The 16,766-nt window shown below is 36.4% G+C and carries 18 protein-coding genes and 1 pseudogene; 14 read left to right on the top strand and 5 right to left on the bottom strand.

Going from position 1 to position 16,766, the window contains the following annotated elements; translation table 11 throughout:
* The first annotated feature begins 27 nt into the window (after window positions 1-27).
* On the top strand, window positions 28-1,656 hold the full coding sequence (gene pruA / locus ABEG11_RS02860; RefSeq protein ID WP_348822690.1) for an L-glutamate gamma-semialdehyde dehydrogenase: 1,629 nt from the start codon (window positions 28-30) through the stop codon (window positions 1,654-1,656).
* A 108-nt stretch (window positions 1,657-1,764) separates the two neighbouring features.
* On the opposite strand, the gene ABEG11_RS02855 is transcribed toward pruA, so the two are convergent.
* Window positions 1,765-2,442, bottom strand: a complete 678-nt coding sequence (locus ABEG11_RS02855; protein WP_435302824.1) for a DUF2490 domain-containing protein — start codon at window positions 2,440-2,442, stop codon at window positions 1,765-1,767.
* A 38-nt stretch (window positions 2,443-2,480) separates the two neighbouring features.
* The gene (gene rsmG, locus ABEG11_RS02850; protein WP_348822689.1) at window positions 2,481-3,113 is read right to left on the bottom strand and encodes a 16S rRNA (guanine(527)-N(7))-methyltransferase RsmG; all 633 of its coding nucleotides are present in this window, start codon (window positions 3,111-3,113) and stop codon (window positions 2,481-2,483) included.
* 107 nt (window positions 3,114-3,220) lie between these two features.
* Between rsmG and ABEG11_RS02845 the strand changes: the two genes are divergently transcribed.
* From ABEG11_RS02845 to purT, 3 genes are all read left to right on the top strand, one after another.
* Window positions 3,221-4,312, top strand: coding sequence for a fatty acid desaturase family protein (locus ABEG11_RS02845; RefSeq protein ID WP_348822688.1), 1,092 nt, complete (start codon window positions 3,221-3,223; stop codon window positions 4,310-4,312).
* 33 nt (window positions 4,313-4,345) lie between these two features.
* Window positions 4,346-5,551 (top strand): pyridoxal phosphate-dependent aminotransferase, encoded by a 1,206-nt coding sequence (locus ABEG11_RS02840; protein WP_348822687.1) that lies wholly within the window; start codon window positions 4,346-4,348, stop codon window positions 5,549-5,551.
* A gap of 395 nt (window positions 5,552-5,946) precedes the next feature.
* Window positions 5,947-7,107: a formate-dependent phosphoribosylglycinamide formyltransferase gene (gene purT, locus ABEG11_RS02835; RefSeq protein ID WP_435302823.1), complete on the top strand. Its 1,161-nt coding sequence runs from the start codon at window positions 5,947-5,949 to the stop codon at window positions 7,105-7,107.
* A gap of 188 nt (window positions 7,108-7,295) precedes the next feature.
* Here the strand turns inward: purT and ABEG11_RS02830 are convergent, their stop codons facing one another.
* Window positions 7,296-8,162, bottom strand: coding sequence for a helix-turn-helix domain-containing protein (locus ABEG11_RS02830; protein ID WP_348822686.1), 867 nt, complete (start codon window positions 8,160-8,162; stop codon window positions 7,296-7,298).
* Between the two features lie 90 nt (window positions 8,163-8,252).
* Between ABEG11_RS02830 and ABEG11_RS02825 the strand changes: the two genes are divergently transcribed.
* The 6 genes from ABEG11_RS02825 to ABEG11_RS02800 all read left to right on the top strand — a co-directional run bounded on the left by ABEG11_RS02825 (window position 8,253) and on the right by ABEG11_RS02800 (window position 13,657).
* Entirely contained in the window at window positions 8,253-8,615 is a 363-nt protein-coding gene (locus ABEG11_RS02825; RefSeq protein ID WP_348822685.1) for a DUF983 domain-containing protein, read from the top strand.
* 321 nt (window positions 8,616-8,936) lie between these two features.
* Window positions 8,937-9,620 (top strand): response regulator transcription factor, encoded by a 684-nt coding sequence (locus tag ABEG11_RS02820; RefSeq protein ID WP_348822684.1) that lies wholly within the window; start codon window positions 8,937-8,939, stop codon window positions 9,618-9,620.
* The gene (locus tag ABEG11_RS02815; protein ID WP_348822683.1) at window positions 9,613-11,004 is read left to right on the top strand and encodes a sensor histidine kinase; all 1,392 of its coding nucleotides are present in this window, start codon (window positions 9,613-9,615) and stop codon (window positions 11,002-11,004) included. The genes ABEG11_RS02820 and ABEG11_RS02815 overlap by 8 nt, the downstream gene beginning before the upstream one ends.
* Before the next feature lie 75 nt (window positions 11,005-11,079).
* Window positions 11,080-11,802: an adenine nucleotide alpha hydrolase family protein gene (locus ABEG11_RS02810; protein WP_348822682.1), complete on the top strand. Its 723-nt coding sequence runs from the start codon at window positions 11,080-11,082 to the stop codon at window positions 11,800-11,802.
* A 12-nt stretch (window positions 11,803-11,814) separates the two neighbouring features.
* Entirely contained in the window at window positions 11,815-12,771 is a 957-nt protein-coding gene (locus ABEG11_RS02805) for a bestrophin family protein (protein ID WP_348822681.1), read from the top strand.
* 310 nt (window positions 12,772-13,081) lie between these two features.
* Window positions 13,082-13,657 (top strand): Crp/Fnr family transcriptional regulator, encoded by a 576-nt coding sequence (locus tag ABEG11_RS02800; protein ID WP_348822680.1) that lies wholly within the window; start codon window positions 13,082-13,084, stop codon window positions 13,655-13,657.
* Between the two features lie 33 nt (window positions 13,658-13,690).
* Here ABEG11_RS02800 and ABEG11_RS02795 read toward each other — a convergent pair whose 3' ends face one another.
* Window positions 13,691-14,290, bottom strand: coding sequence for a PDDEXK nuclease domain-containing protein (locus ABEG11_RS02795; RefSeq protein WP_348822857.1), 600 nt, complete (start codon window positions 14,288-14,290; stop codon window positions 13,691-13,693).
* A pseudogene (locus tag ABEG11_RS02790) lies at window positions 14,288-14,725 on the bottom strand (DUF1016 N-terminal domain-containing protein); the annotation flags it as partial. The pseudogene ABEG11_RS02790 and the gene ABEG11_RS02795, both read right to left, overlap by 3 nt.
* Before the next feature lie 207 nt (window positions 14,726-14,932).
* Here ABEG11_RS02790 and ABEG11_RS02785 point away from each other — a divergent pair.
* The 4 genes from ABEG11_RS02785 (at window position 14,933) to ABEG11_RS02770 (ending at window position 16,691) form a co-directional block, all read left to right on the top strand.
* On the top strand, window positions 14,933-15,649 hold the full coding sequence (locus tag ABEG11_RS02785) for a pirin family protein (RefSeq protein ID WP_348822679.1): 717 nt from the start codon (window positions 14,933-14,935) through the stop codon (window positions 15,647-15,649).
* Between the two features lie 108 nt (window positions 15,650-15,757).
* Window positions 15,758-16,042 carry a GNAT family N-acetyltransferase gene (locus ABEG11_RS02780; protein WP_348822678.1) on the top strand — a complete coding sequence of 95 codons (285 nt, stop codon included), beginning with the start codon at window positions 15,758-15,760 and terminating at the stop codon, window positions 16,040-16,042.
* A complete protein-coding gene (locus ABEG11_RS02775; RefSeq protein WP_348822677.1) occupies window positions 16,042-16,452 on the top strand; it encodes an OsmC family protein in 411 nt (136 codons plus the stop codon). Before ABEG11_RS02780 ends, ABEG11_RS02775 begins: the two co-directional genes overlap by 1 nt.
* A 2-nt stretch (window positions 16,453-16,454) precedes the next feature.
* Window positions 16,455-16,691, top strand: coding sequence for a (4Fe-4S)-binding protein (locus ABEG11_RS02770; protein WP_348822676.1), 237 nt, complete (start codon window positions 16,455-16,457; stop codon window positions 16,689-16,691).
* Window positions 16,692-16,766: the final 75 nt, after the last annotated feature.

Genomic DNA, 16,766 nt, shown 5'->3' with positions numbered 1-16,766 from the left:
ATTGCTTACTAATTAATTATAAAAGACATGCTAAAAGGATTTTTTAATGTGCCCAAAGCGGTAAACGAGCCTGTAAAAAGTTACGCTCCAAATTCTCCAGAAAAAGCTTCAGTTTTATCAGCTTATAAAACGATGTGGAATTCTACAATCGATGTTCCATTATACATCGGAAGCGAAGAAATCAGAACTGGAAACACCAGAAAAATGACAGCTCCACACGATCATCAACACGTTGTTGGAACGTATCATTTAGCTGAAAAATCACATATTGAAAACGCCATCGCCAACGCATTAGAATCGAGAGAGGCTTGGGCAAATATGGCTTGGGAACAAAGAGCAGCTATTTTCCTTAAAGCAGCCGAATTAATTGCTGGTCCTTACAGAGCAAAAATAAATGCGGCAACTATGATTGCGCAATCCAAAAATATTCATCAAGCCGAAATTGACGCAGCCTGCGAATTGATCGATTTTTTACGTTTCAACGTAGAATTTATGACCCAGATTTATGCAGATCAGCCAAAATCAGCATCTGATATGTGGAATCGATTAGAGTACAGGCCTCTAGAGGGTTTTATATATGCAATTACGCCGTTTAACTTTACTGCTATTGCTGCCAACTTGCCTGCAAGTGCTGCTATGATGGGGAACGTTGTTATCTGGAAACCAAGTGACAGCCAGGTATTTTCTGCAAAAGTTATAATTGATGTTTTCAAAGAAGCAGGAGTTCCTGATGGAGTTATCAATGTTGTTTTTGGAGATGCATTGATGATTACTGATACTGTTTTGGCAAGCCGTGATTTTGCTGGAATCCATTTTACAGGTTCTACCCATGTATTCAAAGATATCTGGGCAAAAATTGGAACTAACATTCACCATTACAAAACTTACCCAAGAATAGTTGGAGAAACAGGCGGGAAAGATTTTATCATTGCTCACCCAAGTGCTAATCCAAAACAAGTGGCAACAGGAATTGTCCGAGGAGCATTTGAATTTCAAGGGCAAAAATGTTCTGCAGCTTCAAGAGCTTATATTCCACAAAGTTTATGGCCTGCAGTTAAAGAACAATTAATCGCAGATACAAAATCAATGAAAATGGGTTCTCCAGAAGATTTTGGAAACTTTATTACCGCTGTAATTCATGAAGGATCTTTTGATAAATTGGCAAAATATATCGATCAAGCCAAAAATGATGCGGATGCCGAAATTATTGCTGGAGGTAATTATGATAAATCTGTTGGTTACTTCATTGAACCGACAATAATCGTAACAACAAATCCAAAATACACTACAATGGAAACCGAATTATTCGGACCGGTAATCACGATTTATGTTTACGAGGATGCTCAATGGACTGAAACATTAAAATTGGTTGACACTACATCTGAATATGCATTAACCGGAGCTGTTTTCAGCCAGGATCGTTACGCCATTGAAGAAGCGACTGTTGCATTACAAAACGCTGCTGGAAACTTCTACATTAATGACAAACCAACAGGAGCCATTGTAGGAATGCAGCCTTTTGGCGGAGCAAGAGCTTCTGGAACCAATGACAAAGCAGGTTCTGCATTGAACTTATTGCGCTGGGTATCTCCAAGAACAATCAAAGAAACATTTGTAACTCCTACAGATTATAGATATCCGTTTTTGGGAGAATAAAAGATTTATGATTGCAGATTAACGATTTGTGATTTAAGATTTAAGCCCCACATGATTCAAGTTATTTTGAAATCCTGCGGGGTTTATTTTTTTTAAATACCCAGAAACCTAAAAAGGCAGACTATTAAAAAACATAATCTGGAATTGTGTTCTGCTGGAATTCTGCAGAACTTGTGACATCACTCCCACTTCCATTTTTAAGCTTCTACTAAAACAATACCCAAGTCCTCCATAAATACGGTCTCTATCAAAATAAGCTGGTCCCTCGGTATTGATAAAAATTTCATTATAGGCAGAAGCATAAATAGCGTTTTTATCCATCTCTTTCTTGTTGATCGGAATATTTAAGGAAAGAAAATAACGCAAGCGCATCTTGAAATCATCTTCGATAAACCGTTGTTCAAAACGATATCTGTGCTGCATATTGACTCTGCCAAATTGCTGTTTGGTTATAAACTGCTGAAATATTCTGTGTTCATCTGTTTTTACTTTATCATCAGTTCCAGCAATATATGGTTCTGAATGAACGAAAGCATAACCCAGCAATACATTATTATTGTTTTCGGATAAATTATAACCAACCCCAGTTCTTAAAAGCAATTGTTCTAAATCTCCTGCAAAATTATAGTTGCGATACTGCACTTCATTGTGAAAATTCCATCGATTATTTATTTTTTGATTTCCAAAATACAGGAACCAATTCCCAGCTTCTGAATCTTGAGCATTTCCTTTGGCACACATTAAAAACACCAATAAAAGGCAGAATGACTTAAACGTATTGATCATTTAATTTTATTTTTTTCTTTAGACTTTATAACTTTCGGCTACGGTGCAACAAATTTCAATGGCAGATGCACTACTTTTTTTGTTTCAAAGAATTCATCTTCAAAAAAATCGGAGATATTATATTCGGATACTTTTGGGAAATCTTTCAGCTCTTCTGTTAAATCACCGCCTTTCAGATATAAAATTCCATTCTTCAATTCGTGTTTGTGCTGTTTTTTGATTTTGGTTTTTATCCACGAAACAAAATCAGGCATATTGGTCACGGCACGGCTTACAATAAAATCGAAATCACCTTTTACATTTTCGGCACGGATCTGTTCAGCTTTTACATTTTTTAATTCTAATGCTTCAGCAACGGCTTTTACCACTTTTATTTTTTTGGCAATAACATCAATCAGATAAAAACGCGTTTCTGGGAAAAGAATAGCCAATGGAATGCCTGGGAATCCTCCTCCTGTTCCCACATCCAGCACATAAGTACCAGGCTCAAACTTATTTACTTTGGCAATAGCCAAAGAATGCAATATGTGTTTGGTGTATAAAGAATCGATATCTTTTCGTGAAATAACGTTGATTTTTTCGTTCCAGTCATGGTATAAAAAATCCAATTTTTGAAACTGTTCTATCTGAACATCAGACAGTTTAGGAAAATACTTTAGAATCTCATCCATCTTATTAATTTTTAACAAAAGTACTGCTTTTAGCTTATAAATATTTAACTCAATATTGTATGTTGAAAATTTATAATAGTTACCTTTGCAGACATTGAAAAAATTATATGAATAACACCGCTCCAACATTTGCAAAGCAAGATAGTTTAAAATTTTTCAGAACACTTAATTCCCGTGTGAATAACTATTTCAAAGAGAATAACATCCAGAAAACCGGGAACTGGAAAATACATTTGAAGACAGTAATTCTTTTTACTGTTTTTCTTGTGCCTTATTTTTTGATACTAACTTCAGACATGCCATTTTGGGTTCACCTGTTACTAACAATCGTGATGGGATTCGGGATGGCAGGAATTGGGATGAACGTAATGCACGATGCCAACCATGGTTCTTATTCTACAAAAAGCTGGGTAAACAAGTTTATGGGAGGAACCATTTATGTTCTGGCAGGAAATGTGCACAACTGGCAGGTGCAGCATAATGTATTACACCATACTTACACAAATATAATTGGTCACGACGAAGACTTGGAAGCAGGGAGAATCATGCGTTTTTCCAAAGAAGCCCAATGGCATTCGTTTCATAGATTCCAGCAGTATTATGCTGTATTTCTATACGGCTTATTGACCTTTAACTGGGCAATTACTACCGATTTCAAACAAATGAGAAATTACTTGAAAAGAAAATTATCATATGGTGAACCAAAAAGCCCTAAAATACTCTGGACAACATTAATTATCACCAAAATCATTTATATGGGAATCTGGATTGTGCTGCCAATGATCATTGGTATTACATGGTGGAAAGTCCTTGTTGGCTTTTTTGTAATGCACTACACTGCTGGATTAATCCTGAGCATTGTATTTCAATTGGCACACGTTGTAGATGAAGCTGCCAATCCGCAGCCAAACGAAGAAGGGGAAATGGAAAACACCTGGGCCATTCACCAATTGTACACTACAGTAAATTTTGCTCCAAAAAACAAAATCGTAAACTGGTACACCGGAGGATTAAACCACCAGATTGAACATCACATTTTTCCACACATCAGTCATGTGCATTATGGGAAAATTGCAAAAATCGTAAAAGAAACAGCAAAAGAATGCCAGTTGCCCTATTACGAATACAAGACTATGAGAGCTGCAGTTGTGGCACATTTCAAACATTTAAGAACGCTGGGTCTAGAACCAGCTCTATAATAATTAACTAAAAAACTAAAAATTCACATTTTAATGAGCAATCCACTTTCAGACAGAATTAACAATTTAGCTACATCACAAACATTAGCGATGGCTGCATTGGCAAGAGAATTAAAAGCACAAGGAAAAGACATCATCAGTTTAAGCTTAGGAGAACCTGATTTTAACACTCCAGATTTCATCAAAGAAGCTGCAAAAAAAGCAATTGATGAAAACTACAGCACCTACTCTCCAGTTGATGGATACCAGGATTTAAAAGAAGCTATCTGCAGAAAATTCAAAAGAGACAACGGATTAGAGTATTCACCATCACAAATCGTAGTTTCGACAGGAGCTAAACAATCTCTATACAACATTGCTCAGGTAATGCTAAATGACGGTGACGAAGTTATCTTGCCAGCACCTTACTGGGTTTCTTATTTTGAAATCGTAAAATTATCAGGCGGCGTTCCTGTAGAAGTTCCAACTTCTGTAGATACCGATTTTAAAATCACGCCAGAACAATTGGAAGCGGCTATCACGCCAAAAACAAAAATGATGTGGTTCTCTTCTCCTTGTAATCCATCTGGATCTGTATACAGCAGAGAAGAATTAACAGCTTTGGCTAAAGTTCTAGAGAAACACCCAAATATCTATGTAGTTGCTGACGAAATCTACGAACACATCAATTTCTCAGGGACTTTCTGCAGTATCGGATCTATTCCAGGAATGCTAGAAAAAACAATTACTGTAAACGGAGTTGCAAAAGCTTTCGCAATGACAGGATACAGAATTGGTTACATCGGAGCACCAGAATTTATCGCTAAAGCATGTACAAAAATTCAAGGACAGGTAACTTCAGGAGCAAATTCTGTGGCACAGCGTGCTACAATTACTGCTGTAGATGCTGATCCAAGCGTATTGAACCACATGGTTCAGGCATTTCACAGCCGCAGAGATTTAGTGGTTGGATTATTGAAAGAAATCCCAGGAATCAAAATCAACGTTCCCGAAGGAGCTTTCTATGTATTCCCAGACGTTTCTTATTTCTTCGGAAAAACATTAAAAGGAACTTTGATCAAAGATGCAAACGATGTTTCTATGTATCTTTTGGCCGAGGCTTGTGTTGCAACTGTAACAGGTGACGCTTTTGGAAATCCAAACTGTATCCGTTTCTCTTACGCAACAAGCGACGAATTATTAAAAGAAGCATTACGCAGAATTAAAGAAGCATTGTCTTTCTCTGAAGTAACAGCATAAATAGAAACAGTTTAAAGTTTTAAAAGTTTCAGATTTCAAGTTTTACCACTTGAAATCTGGAACTTTTTTTTATTTAGATACACCACTAAATTAAGGTTTTCTTGCTAAGTTTTTATTTAAATACAGCTCTCACAAAGGCGCTAAGACGCAAAGGAATCCGATCTTAACTTTGCGTCTCAGCGTCTTTGCGAGAGTGAAATAAGCTTAACTTAATGACATTGGCTTCTATCCCTCAGACAGGAAAACTGACAAACCATAACTCCTCAAATTTTTCAGAATAACGAACAAATACCAGAAAATATTCCAAAAGATTTGCACACAAAACCGTATTTTTGTTACAATAATTTACAACTGGGTAAAGTAATAATCCTCATAACCCTACTAAACTACTTTCAATGAAAATACTCCTCCTCGGCTCAGGCGAATTAGGAAAAGAATTCACAATCGCAGCACAGCGCATCGGGCAAACCGTAATTGCTGTTGACAGCTACGAAAACGCACCAGCTATGCAGGTTGCGCATGATTACGAAGTCATAAATATGCTTGACGGAGAAGCTTTGGATCGGATTGTTGCCAAGCACCAGCCTGATTTCGTTGTTCCCGAAATAGAAGCGATCAGAACGGAGCGATTCTACGACTACGAAAAACAGGGAATTACCGTAGTTCCTTCTGCGAAAGCGGCCAACTTTACAATGAACCGAAAAGCAATCCGTGATTTAGCAGCTAAAGAACTGGGTTTGCGAACCGCCAATTACCGCTATGCCACAACTGCAGAGGAATTGCACAAAGGTGTGGAAGCCGTGGGCATGCCCTGCGTAGTAAAACCATTAATGTCATCCTCTGGAAAAGGACAATCGACGATAAAAACCGCAGCCGATATCGACAAAGCCTGGCAATATGCTGTCGAAGGTTCCCGCGGTGATGTGGTAGAAGTGATTGTCGAAGCTTTTGTCAAATTCAATTCGGAGATCACATTATTAACCGTTGTTCAAAATGGCAACCCTACCCTATTTTGTGCGCCAATCGGTCACAGGCAGGAACGTGGCGATTATCAGGAAAGCTGGCAGCCTGCAAAAGTATCCGACAAAGACCTTTACGAAGCACAAGACATGGCCGAAAAAGTAACCGAAGCTCTGGGCGGTGCAGGACTTTTTGGCGTAGAATTTTTCCTTGCCGATGACGGTGTTTATTTCTCTGAATTATCACCAAGACCTCACGACACCGGCATGGTAACTTTGGCAGGAACTCAAAACTTTAATGAATTCGAATTGCATCTGCGTGCTATATTAAGCCTGCCAATTTTTGAAATTACTTTAGAAAAAGCCGGTGCCAGTGCAGTAATTCTAGCTTTGGAAAATTCGGAAAATCCAACGTTTACAGGAATAGAAAAAATCGCAGCTTTACCCAAAACCGATTTCCGGATTTTTGGAAAACCAACCTCGAGACCCTACCGCCGAATGGGCGTAGCTTTAGTCAATGACACTCTTGACACAAATATTGAGGATGTAGTAGAAAAAGCAAAAGAAGCCGCTCGATTAATTACAGTACATTCTTAATTTATCTATTTATATTTCAAAAAAACTTTTAACCACATAGAAACATAGATTAAAAATAAAAAAAAAGGTGCTTTGCTCAAGATAGCTTTCACATAGCGCTATGTGTAAAAATATATTTCTAAAACAATCTATTTACATTATTCAATTCTATGTTTCTATGTGGTTCAAAAAAACTCCAAGCATATTCATTAATTACTATTTAGAAACCGAAAAGCAGTCGGCGTCATACTGGCATGCTTTTTAAACAATCGGACAAAATAAGAATAGTCATCAAAACCTAACTCAGAAGCAATTTCGCTGACTGTTCTTTTTTTATCCATCAGCATTCGTTTGGCTTCCAGAATAATTCTATCGGTAATAACCTGTGTGGTTGTCTTTTTCAAGATTTCATTGCAGATTCTGTTCAAATGCTTCAAGGTTATATGAAGCTGGGAAGCATAAAAAGAAGGTGTTTTTTCGGTCCAGAAATATTTTTCCAGAAGCAGATAAAAATCCTTGATTCTCGCATTATAAGAATGTGTTTCCAAAACATACTGCTCATTGTATTTTCTTGTAATTTCAATGTGAATACTATCCAATAGATTCAGAATTTTGTCATGTTTCATAATTCTATTTCCCTGAGATTCTTCCAGCATCGCATAAAAATAAGGCACAATTCCATTCAATTCATTGGAATCGAAAATCATTTCGGGCGAATTTCCCAGTGCAGAATAAAATGGGAATGCCTCTATTGTTTTTTGTCCAAAATACAGATTGTACATTTCCTGCGAATAAAAAACCACAAAACCATCAATATCATCAGATAAACTCCAATGGTGCATCTGCCCGGGCTGCAGGAAAAACATACTCCCAGGCCTGATACTGAAAGCATCAAAATCGATATCATGTGTACCTGATCCATGGGTAAAAAGCACCAGCACATACGAATTATGTCTATGCGGTTCTTCTACAAAACTGTGATGAGCCAAATGATTTTTGAAGGTATTAATGTAAAAATCACTGCTGACTGCATTCCAATTAAACCGTTCTATAGAATATACGGGATACTTTTGCATAATTATCAATGTCTTTTTTGTGCTATAATTAGCGAATATAGAAAATAGCTGTGACACGAATATGAAATACCTTTGAAAAAAAATTAAAAGATGTCACACGCACTGCTTCATATCCTGAATAACGACTGTCCTCATTGCCATAAAGGAAAAGTATTTAACGAAAAAAATATCTTTTTTAATATTGGATTCCCAAAAATGAATCAATATTGTCCGCATTGTCATTATAAATTCGAGAAAGAACCTGGCTATTTTTTTGGCGCGATGTATGTAAACTACGGGCTGACTGTGGCACAGGGAATTGCAACTTACTTGATTGCACATCAGTTTTTTGCCGAAACATTCGATCTACGAATCATTGGTATTATAACTGCAGTGATTTTAGTGATGGCTTCGTTTAACATTCGCCTTTCACGATTGTTATGGATTTATATGTTTAAGAATTATTCTATTTAAGCGAAGACTTAAAAAAAGCTAACCACTACCCAAGCTGTCAGCGCCTTTAGATTAAGGGTTCCTTACTAGAGCTTTTCAAAATTTAATTCTCGCAGAGGTGTAAAGACGCAAAGAAGAGCTGTTATAACTTTGCAACTTTGCGCTTCTGCGAGAGCATATTAAAACTTAACTTAATGAGGCTGCCTCCTCAAGTCGTGGCAAAAAATTCCTGAGCAACAAGGCATCTTTTCGAAAAACTTTCTAAAAAAAAACTTAAGAAATCCCAACTTACTGAAAATTACATTTACATTTTTTTATGTTTGTATAAACAAATATTTGTAAATGAAACTATTGATTATTGAGGACGAACCCAATCTATTATCCGTTTTAAGAAAAGGATTTACCGAAAATAATTTTGAGGTAAGTGTCTGTCTTGATGGAGAAACCGCCTTGGAAATGATCCAGAACAACGATTTTGACGTTGTGATCCTGGATGTCATGCTTCCAAAAGTTAACGGAATCGAAATCTGCCGAAGACTGCGGGCAATCAAAAACTATGTTCCCATCCTTTTACTAACAGCATTGGGAACTTCGGAAAATATCGTGAACGGATTGGAAAACGGTGCCGATGATTATCTAGTAAAACCGTTTAAATTCACCGAACTCAATGCAAGGGTTATGGCTTTGGCAAGAAGAGCCAGCCTCGACACTCAAAAACCCGACATCATAAAAATAGAGAATTTGGAAATTAACGGCAAAACCAAGTCGGTACACCGAAATGGAAATCCAATACTTTTGACGCATAAGGAATTCAGGCTGCTTTATTATCTGGCAAAAAACAAGGGAACAATCGTTTCCCGAAACCAGATTCTTGACAATGTCTGGGATATCAGTTTTGACATGAACACCAATGTGGTCGATGTGTACATTAATTATCTGAGGAAAAAAATAGACAAACCATATAACACCAAAATGATCCAGACCATCAAAGGTTTTGGTTATTTATTACAGACCGAAAATGAATAATATAAAAAAGAAAATTACTTATTCGTACGTTATTCTTTCTACCATTAGCACCATTTTGTTGTGTATTCTGGTGTTTTTCTTGTTTAGAAGCAACAATCAATATTACTTTTTGAAACGTTTGGAAGACCGTGCAAAAATTGTTGCTTCAATTCATTTTCAGAAAGATCCCGAAAAAATCAAGTATTACAAACAGCTAAAAAAAAATGGGCTGGAAGAATTAATTGAAGAAGAAGATTTTGTGCTTAAGGTAAACAGCCAGAACACTTTTGAATACAATACCAAATTAAACTTACCCAACGAATTTTATACGAATGTCCTGAAAAACGGAAAAGAATCCTTTGAAATAGGAAACAAATATTACTTAGGCCAGATTTTTACCGAAAACGGCCAAAAATACATCGTTATCATTGCAGCAGTTGACCGAAAAGGACATCTTACTACGGTTTATATTTCAAGAATTATGATTATTGGAATTGCTGTTTTCTTCATTATATCTTTTTTTCTGGGAAGATTATTGGCCAAAAAAGTAATCATTCCTGTTTCGAATATTGCTAAGGAAGTAAAAAGAATCAGTGCTTCCAATTTATCCCGAAGACTACAGAATAAAGGAAACACAGGCGAAATAGCCGATCTGACTTCGACTTTCAACGACATGCTCGATAGGCTGGAAACCTCTTTTGAAATTCAGACCAATTTCATCAACAATGCTTCCCACGAGCTTAAAACCCCTATCACAACCATTATCGCCGAAGCGGAAATTATGCTTCTGAAGGAAAGAGAAAAAGAGGAATACATCACTTCACTGGAAAACATTTACAGACAGTCGTCCAAACTGGGAAGCCTGACCGAGAGTCTTCTGAAGCTCACCCAAACCGGTTACGACGGGACCAAACAAGTCCAAAATGTGGTTCGCATGGACGATTTATTATTTGAAGTAAAAACAGATTTGGACAATTTTTTCCCAGATAATAAAGTCAGTATCAAACTGGATGTTTCTTCACGAGACAGCAACTATCTGTCAATTCCATGCAATAAAAACTTACTGGAACTCGCTATCAACAACATCGTTGCCAATGGTGTAAAATACTCGGACAACAAGGAAGTTTTTGTTAATCTTAGTGCCACCAAAGATATTATCAAAATTGTAATCAGCGATATCGGGATCGGGATTCCTTCCGAAGATATTCCGCATCTATACGAACCTTTTTTCAGAGGAAAAGAAGCCAGCAAATATATTGGTTACGGTCTGGGATTGCCATTGGCCATGAAAATCATCCGGATGCACAACGGCGAACTCCAGATTCAATCCGAGAAAGACAAAGGAACTATTGTGACTATTCTGTTCAAAAAAACCAACATTAAAAATTCTAATGTGAATTCTTAGGATTTTCTAATCTTTTTTTAAACTGACTCTAATGTAGCTGGAATTACTTTGTAAGTACAAAAAACAATCGTACTTATGAAAAATTATTTAATCCCTACCCGACTAACTGCAGATACTGTAACAGCAGTTCAAACAGCCATTAATCATTCTGAAAATAGAAATGCAAAAATCATTCTTTTTTTAGTAACTGATGAAATTAATTCTTTTTCGGCAGCTCAATATTTAAGAGAGCAGGACAGCCAGATCACTCACAAAGAGCTGGCGATTTTAGACCATTGCCGGGATTTAATTGAACACTTTCCGAATTGCAAATTAGAATTTCAGCGTCAGTCTGGAATCAGTGCGCCTCTTTTAAAAAACTTCCTGCAGTTTCATTCTATTGATTTAATACTGCTGACAAAATCAATTATTACCAGCAAAAAAACGGTTCACAGTAATCTGGTTCAGATTATTGAAAATCAAAAAACGCCAATACTGCGCCTTATCAATGAGACAATTACGCAATTGAACAAAGCAATTTATCTGGAAAATGCTTTTTCCCGTCTCAACATTGACGATGTACAGCAATACATGCAGAATCAATTTCCGCTGCAGCAAATCAGTCAGGTTCTAAAAAAAGAGCTTGAAACCTCAGAACACATCAACTCTTTATTGACAGAAGTTTTATCAAAAAATGATATTGATTTTGTAATTGAAACCCGCACCTCCGAACGATCAAGAATTAAGCAGAAAAAACAAAATGAACTCAATCATCATTTTGACATACCCGTTTTATCACTGCATGAAGAAACCGTTTAATACAACTACATTATGCTGCTAAAAAAGAAAATACCGCTAAGCTATATATTAGGAAAAATTAAATTTGAACTTGCAATAGTATTGGTATACACCTGCCTTTTTGATCTTTTTCACCGGTTAAATCCAGAGCTGAACACCGAAATTCCAATAGCAATACCATCAGTAATTGGAACGGTAATTTCATTGCTGCTCGCCTTCAAATCCAATCAGGCCTATGACCGCTGGTGGGAAGCACGAATAATATGGGGAGCAGTAACCAACGATTCCAGATCATTTATAAGACAGCTTATCACCTATTATAAAGATCCCATTTTTTCGATTGAAGCCAGTAATTTTATAGAAAAAATGGCAAAAAGACAGGCTGCCTGGTGTTATGCCTTAGGAAATACCCTCAGAGGAGAAAATGTATACAAACCTATCAAGGGATTACTGACTCCTGAAGAATTTGACTATGTCCAAAAACACAAGCACGTACCCAATGCATTGTTGATACTCCACGGAAAAGATCTGAAAGATGCCCTGCGTGAGGAAAAAATAAATGCTTTTCAGCAGATCGAGTTAGACAGAACACTGACTAATTTCTGCGACCACATGGGAAAATGCGAACGTATAAAAACTACTATATTCCCAACAACATACGGATTGTACATTCACATGACTATTTATTTATTCATCATACTGCTGCCGTTTAGTTTACCTACCATGCTGCGATGGCTGGAAATACCACTGGTAACTATCATAGCGGCAGCATTTTTCTTAGTCGAAAAAATGGCAATCAATCTGCAGGATCCATTCGAAAACAAACCGACTGATACTCCTGTTTCTGCAATTGCCAAGAATATTGAGAAAAATTTAATGCAGATGGTCAATGAATACAATGATGAATTTTCTAATACATCAGAGCATTTCGAGTCGAATACACATCGCATACAAACAAAAAAAAGCAAAGAAGACTATTATATTTTATAGGTTAAATAATTGTGTCTTCGCCCAAAACCTGTAAGAACAAAGTTTCCTGCAGGTTTTTTTTGTATAACTCTACCAATACGTTTTTTTAAAAACCAGACAAACCCGCAAATTTATCATTCTATATTGCTTTTAGAATTAAAATATCTCGCAGAGACGCAAAGACGCAAAGAAATAAGTTCTAAACTTTGTGGCTTTGCGTCTCTGCGAGACAGTTTTATAACTTAATACATAGTCCAAGAACCACAAGAGCAATGCTTCCCTAGCGTTTTTTTGTTTACTATTTTACAGAAATAATTGTACTTTTGAGAGAATGAACGCTATCCTAGAAAACATCAGCAAGCACGTTACTTTAACTCTTGAAGAGCAGGAACTTTTTCTGTCCAAAACTGAAACGCAGCAATACAAGGCCAAAACTATTCTGCTCAATGCGGGCGAAATCTGCAGACAATCCTATTATGTTAATTCGGGTGTAATCCGAAGTTTCAATATCAATGACAATATTGTAGAACACGTTTTGAGTTTTGCAACCAGCGGCTGGTGGATAAGCGATATGTACAGTCTGCTTTCGCAAAAGCCCGGCAACCTTTTTATTCAGGTTATAGAAGATGCCGAAGTGGTAATATTATCCAAAGAAAACCAGGAAATCCTGTATAAGGAAATACCGCAGCTTGAGCGTTTTTTCAGGATTTTAACCGAGAATTCATTGGTAGCAAATCAGCAGCGGTTAATGGATAATTTAAGTTTAACCGCCGAAGAACGTTTTGAAAAATTCTGCAAAAAACATACGAATTTAATTTATAGCGTCCCTCAAAAACAAATTGCTTCCTATTTGGGGGTAACTCCAGAGTTTTTTAGCAAGATGAAAAGTAAAATGCTGCGGAGGTAAATATTTGTTTTAAATTAAAGATATCCTAATTAATTATAATTCCTTAGTATAATTTTCTCTGGCGACAGCAATTGCTTTGTGTAACTTTTCGCTTAACAGCTTTTTATCTGGAAGCTGTGTAAAATACTGGGCTACTTTTATATCACTTTCTTCCAGCATTAAATATTCAATGTGCTCGGTATTGCCTTCACTGCAAAGAATTAAGCCTATAGGTGATTCTTCTCCTGCCTTTCTTTCATTTTTATTTAGATAGCGAAGATAGAGCAGCATTTGTCCTTCATGTTCGGGTTTAAATTTACCTAATTTCAGGTCTATTGCTACTAATCTTCTTAAACCTCGATGAAAAAACAACAAATCAATACGATAATCAACAGCATCAACCGTGATGCGTTTTTGACGGTCCAAAAACGCAAAATCACTTCCCATCTCTTTAATAAATGATTGTAAATTCAATAAAATAGCATCTTCCAAATCTTTTTCAGAATAGGTATCGGTTAAACCAAGCACATCAAGAAAATAACTACTTCGAAAGACAGCATCCGGAGTTAATGTATTTGTAGATTTTATTTGTTTGAGTTCTTGTTTTATAAGCTCTTCAGGCTTACGGCTCAAGGCAGTCCGCTCATAAAACATACCGTCTATTTTTTGGTCAAGGGTTCTGGTATCCCAATGTTCAAGGCGTATCATTTCTAAATAAAACGAACGTTTCAAGTCATCATCTATACTCATTAGAGAACGCAAATGCGTCCAAGTCAATTATGTACGCATTGCGTATACAATTTGATCTTCCGTAAAAGTGTACGCACTGCGTACACAATGTTGAAGTTTATAATAACTCCAGCCCTTGCCATATTTTTCGGTAAGCAATACAGACAAATTTTTAACAACTTCTTTGCCATATTCAGCCCGTTGATTGTACAATACATCTTCTTTGATACGCTTGCCAATATGCCAATTCATCCAACATACCTCGGTATTAACAGTAGTAGCAATGCGAGTACGAGTATCTTCAATAATTTGACAGACATCACCATATAGCTGCGGAATATTTTTGTCTAAATCATTCATCTTTTTTAAACTTTTAGTTTAAGGAACATCGTTGCATCAGCCCTTATGTTCATAAAAATAATTTTACATTATAAATCAAAAATACTATTTTTATTATACCTGCCGAAAGGACAAATAATATTTCAAGAACTTCTTAATCTACATTAAGTGCCTTTTGCTTACATCTGATGTAAATTTGTATAACAAAAATCACTAAACATTTATATCATGGCAACTACAGTTTTACACAAAGCAGATACAAGAGGACACGCAGATCACGGATGGTTAAACGCTTACCATAGCTTTAGCTTTGCAAGCTGGTACAATCCGGATAGAGTACAGTTTGGAGCACTTCGCGTTTTGAACGACGACACAGTAGCAGCGGGAATGGGTTTTGGAACACATCCTCACGACAATATGGAAATTATTACTATTCCGCTTGAAGGAGATTTGGCTCACAAAGACAGTATGGGAAATGCTGAAACCATCAAAACCGGCGATGTACAGGTAATGAGTGCCGGAACTGGAATTCAGCATAGTGAATTCAATCCAAATGCTGATAAACAAACAAAACTTTTTCAAATCTGGTTATTCCCAAAAGTGAGAAACGTGGAACCACGTTATCAGCAGATCACTTTGGATACTGCCGAACAGAAAAATAATTTTGCCCAGATATTATCCCCAAATCCTGATGATGCCGGAGTCTGGATTCACCAAGACGCTTGGTTTTATTTGGCTGATTTTGAAGCTGGATTTGAAAAACAATATGAATTGAAAAAAGAAGGAAATGGCCTTTATGCTTTTGTAATCTCGGGAAACATAACTATTGACGGTCAGGAATTGGAAACCCGCGATGGTCTTGGCATAAGCGATTTCAAAACTTTGGATATTAAAGCCAGCACTGATGCAAAATTTCTGTTAATGGAAATCCCAATGAGATATTAATTAAGCCGCTAAGATTCTAAGTCACTAAGAAAAGACTTAGAATCTTAGTAACTTTAGAAAAAAACTTAGAAACTCGGCAACTTTGTAACTTAGAAACTTAAAGAAAAAATGAACGAAGAAGTACAATTAGAGATAACCGACAAAAACGGTTTTTTCCACATCGATATTAATGGCAAGACAGAAGCCAAAATGACTTTTGTTTTTGCGGGTCCAGATAAAATCATCATTGACCATACCGAAGTAAACGAAGGCAATAACGGAAAAGGCTATGGTAAAAAAATGGTAGCCAAAGCAGTAGAATTTGCAAGAGAAAAAAACATCAAAATTATTCCGCTTTGTCCTTTTGCAAAAAAAGTGTTTGACAAAACTCCCGAATTTAGAGACGTACTATAATGGAAGATTTTTTTGAGAATGACATACTTGGCCGTATAGGCAGTCAGAAATACTTGTGCAACATTACTTGGAGAAATGGGCAATTCCTAATGGATGAACCAGAAAGCGTTGGAGGCAAGGATTTAGGAATGGATCCATTTTCAACTTTATTGGCTTCACTTGCGGGCTGTACTTTATCTACCTTACGAATGTACATCGATCGAAAAGAATGGATAATCCCAGAAATAAATATTTCCCTAAATTTATATCAGGAAACAATTGATGGTGAATTGACAACCACCATTCGAAGAAACATTACTTTTACAGAAGAAATTAGCACCGAACAGAAAGACCGCTTGCTAATCATTGCAGACAAATGTCCAATTTCAAAATTACTTAAGGGAAAAACAATCATAAACACAACTCTTTAATCATGGATCCAAAAGACATCAAAAAAGAATACACCAATGGCGAAGTGACCATTGTATGGCAATCTGGAAAATGCATCCATTCTGCCATGTGCGTTAAAAACAATCCAGATGTTTTTCATCCAAAAGAGAAACCGTGGATTTTACCCGATAACTCAACTACTGAAAAAATCATTGAAACTATCAATAAATGCCCATCGGGAGCGTTGAGTTTTTATATGAACAAAAAGATTAGTTCTTAGTAATTAGTTCCTAGTCCTTAGCGAAGAAGAGTTTTTGACAATTAAACAATTTAAACAAACAAATTTAAACGATAA

The sequence above is a fragment of the Flavobacterium aestuarii genome, from assembly GCF_040049115.1.
GTDB classification, from domain to species: Bacteria; Bacteroidota; Bacteroidia; order Flavobacteriales; family Flavobacteriaceae; genus Flavobacterium; species Flavobacterium aestuarii.
Note: the sequence above shows the minus strand (reverse complement) of the source record. Positions and strands in the feature narration are given on the sequence as shown.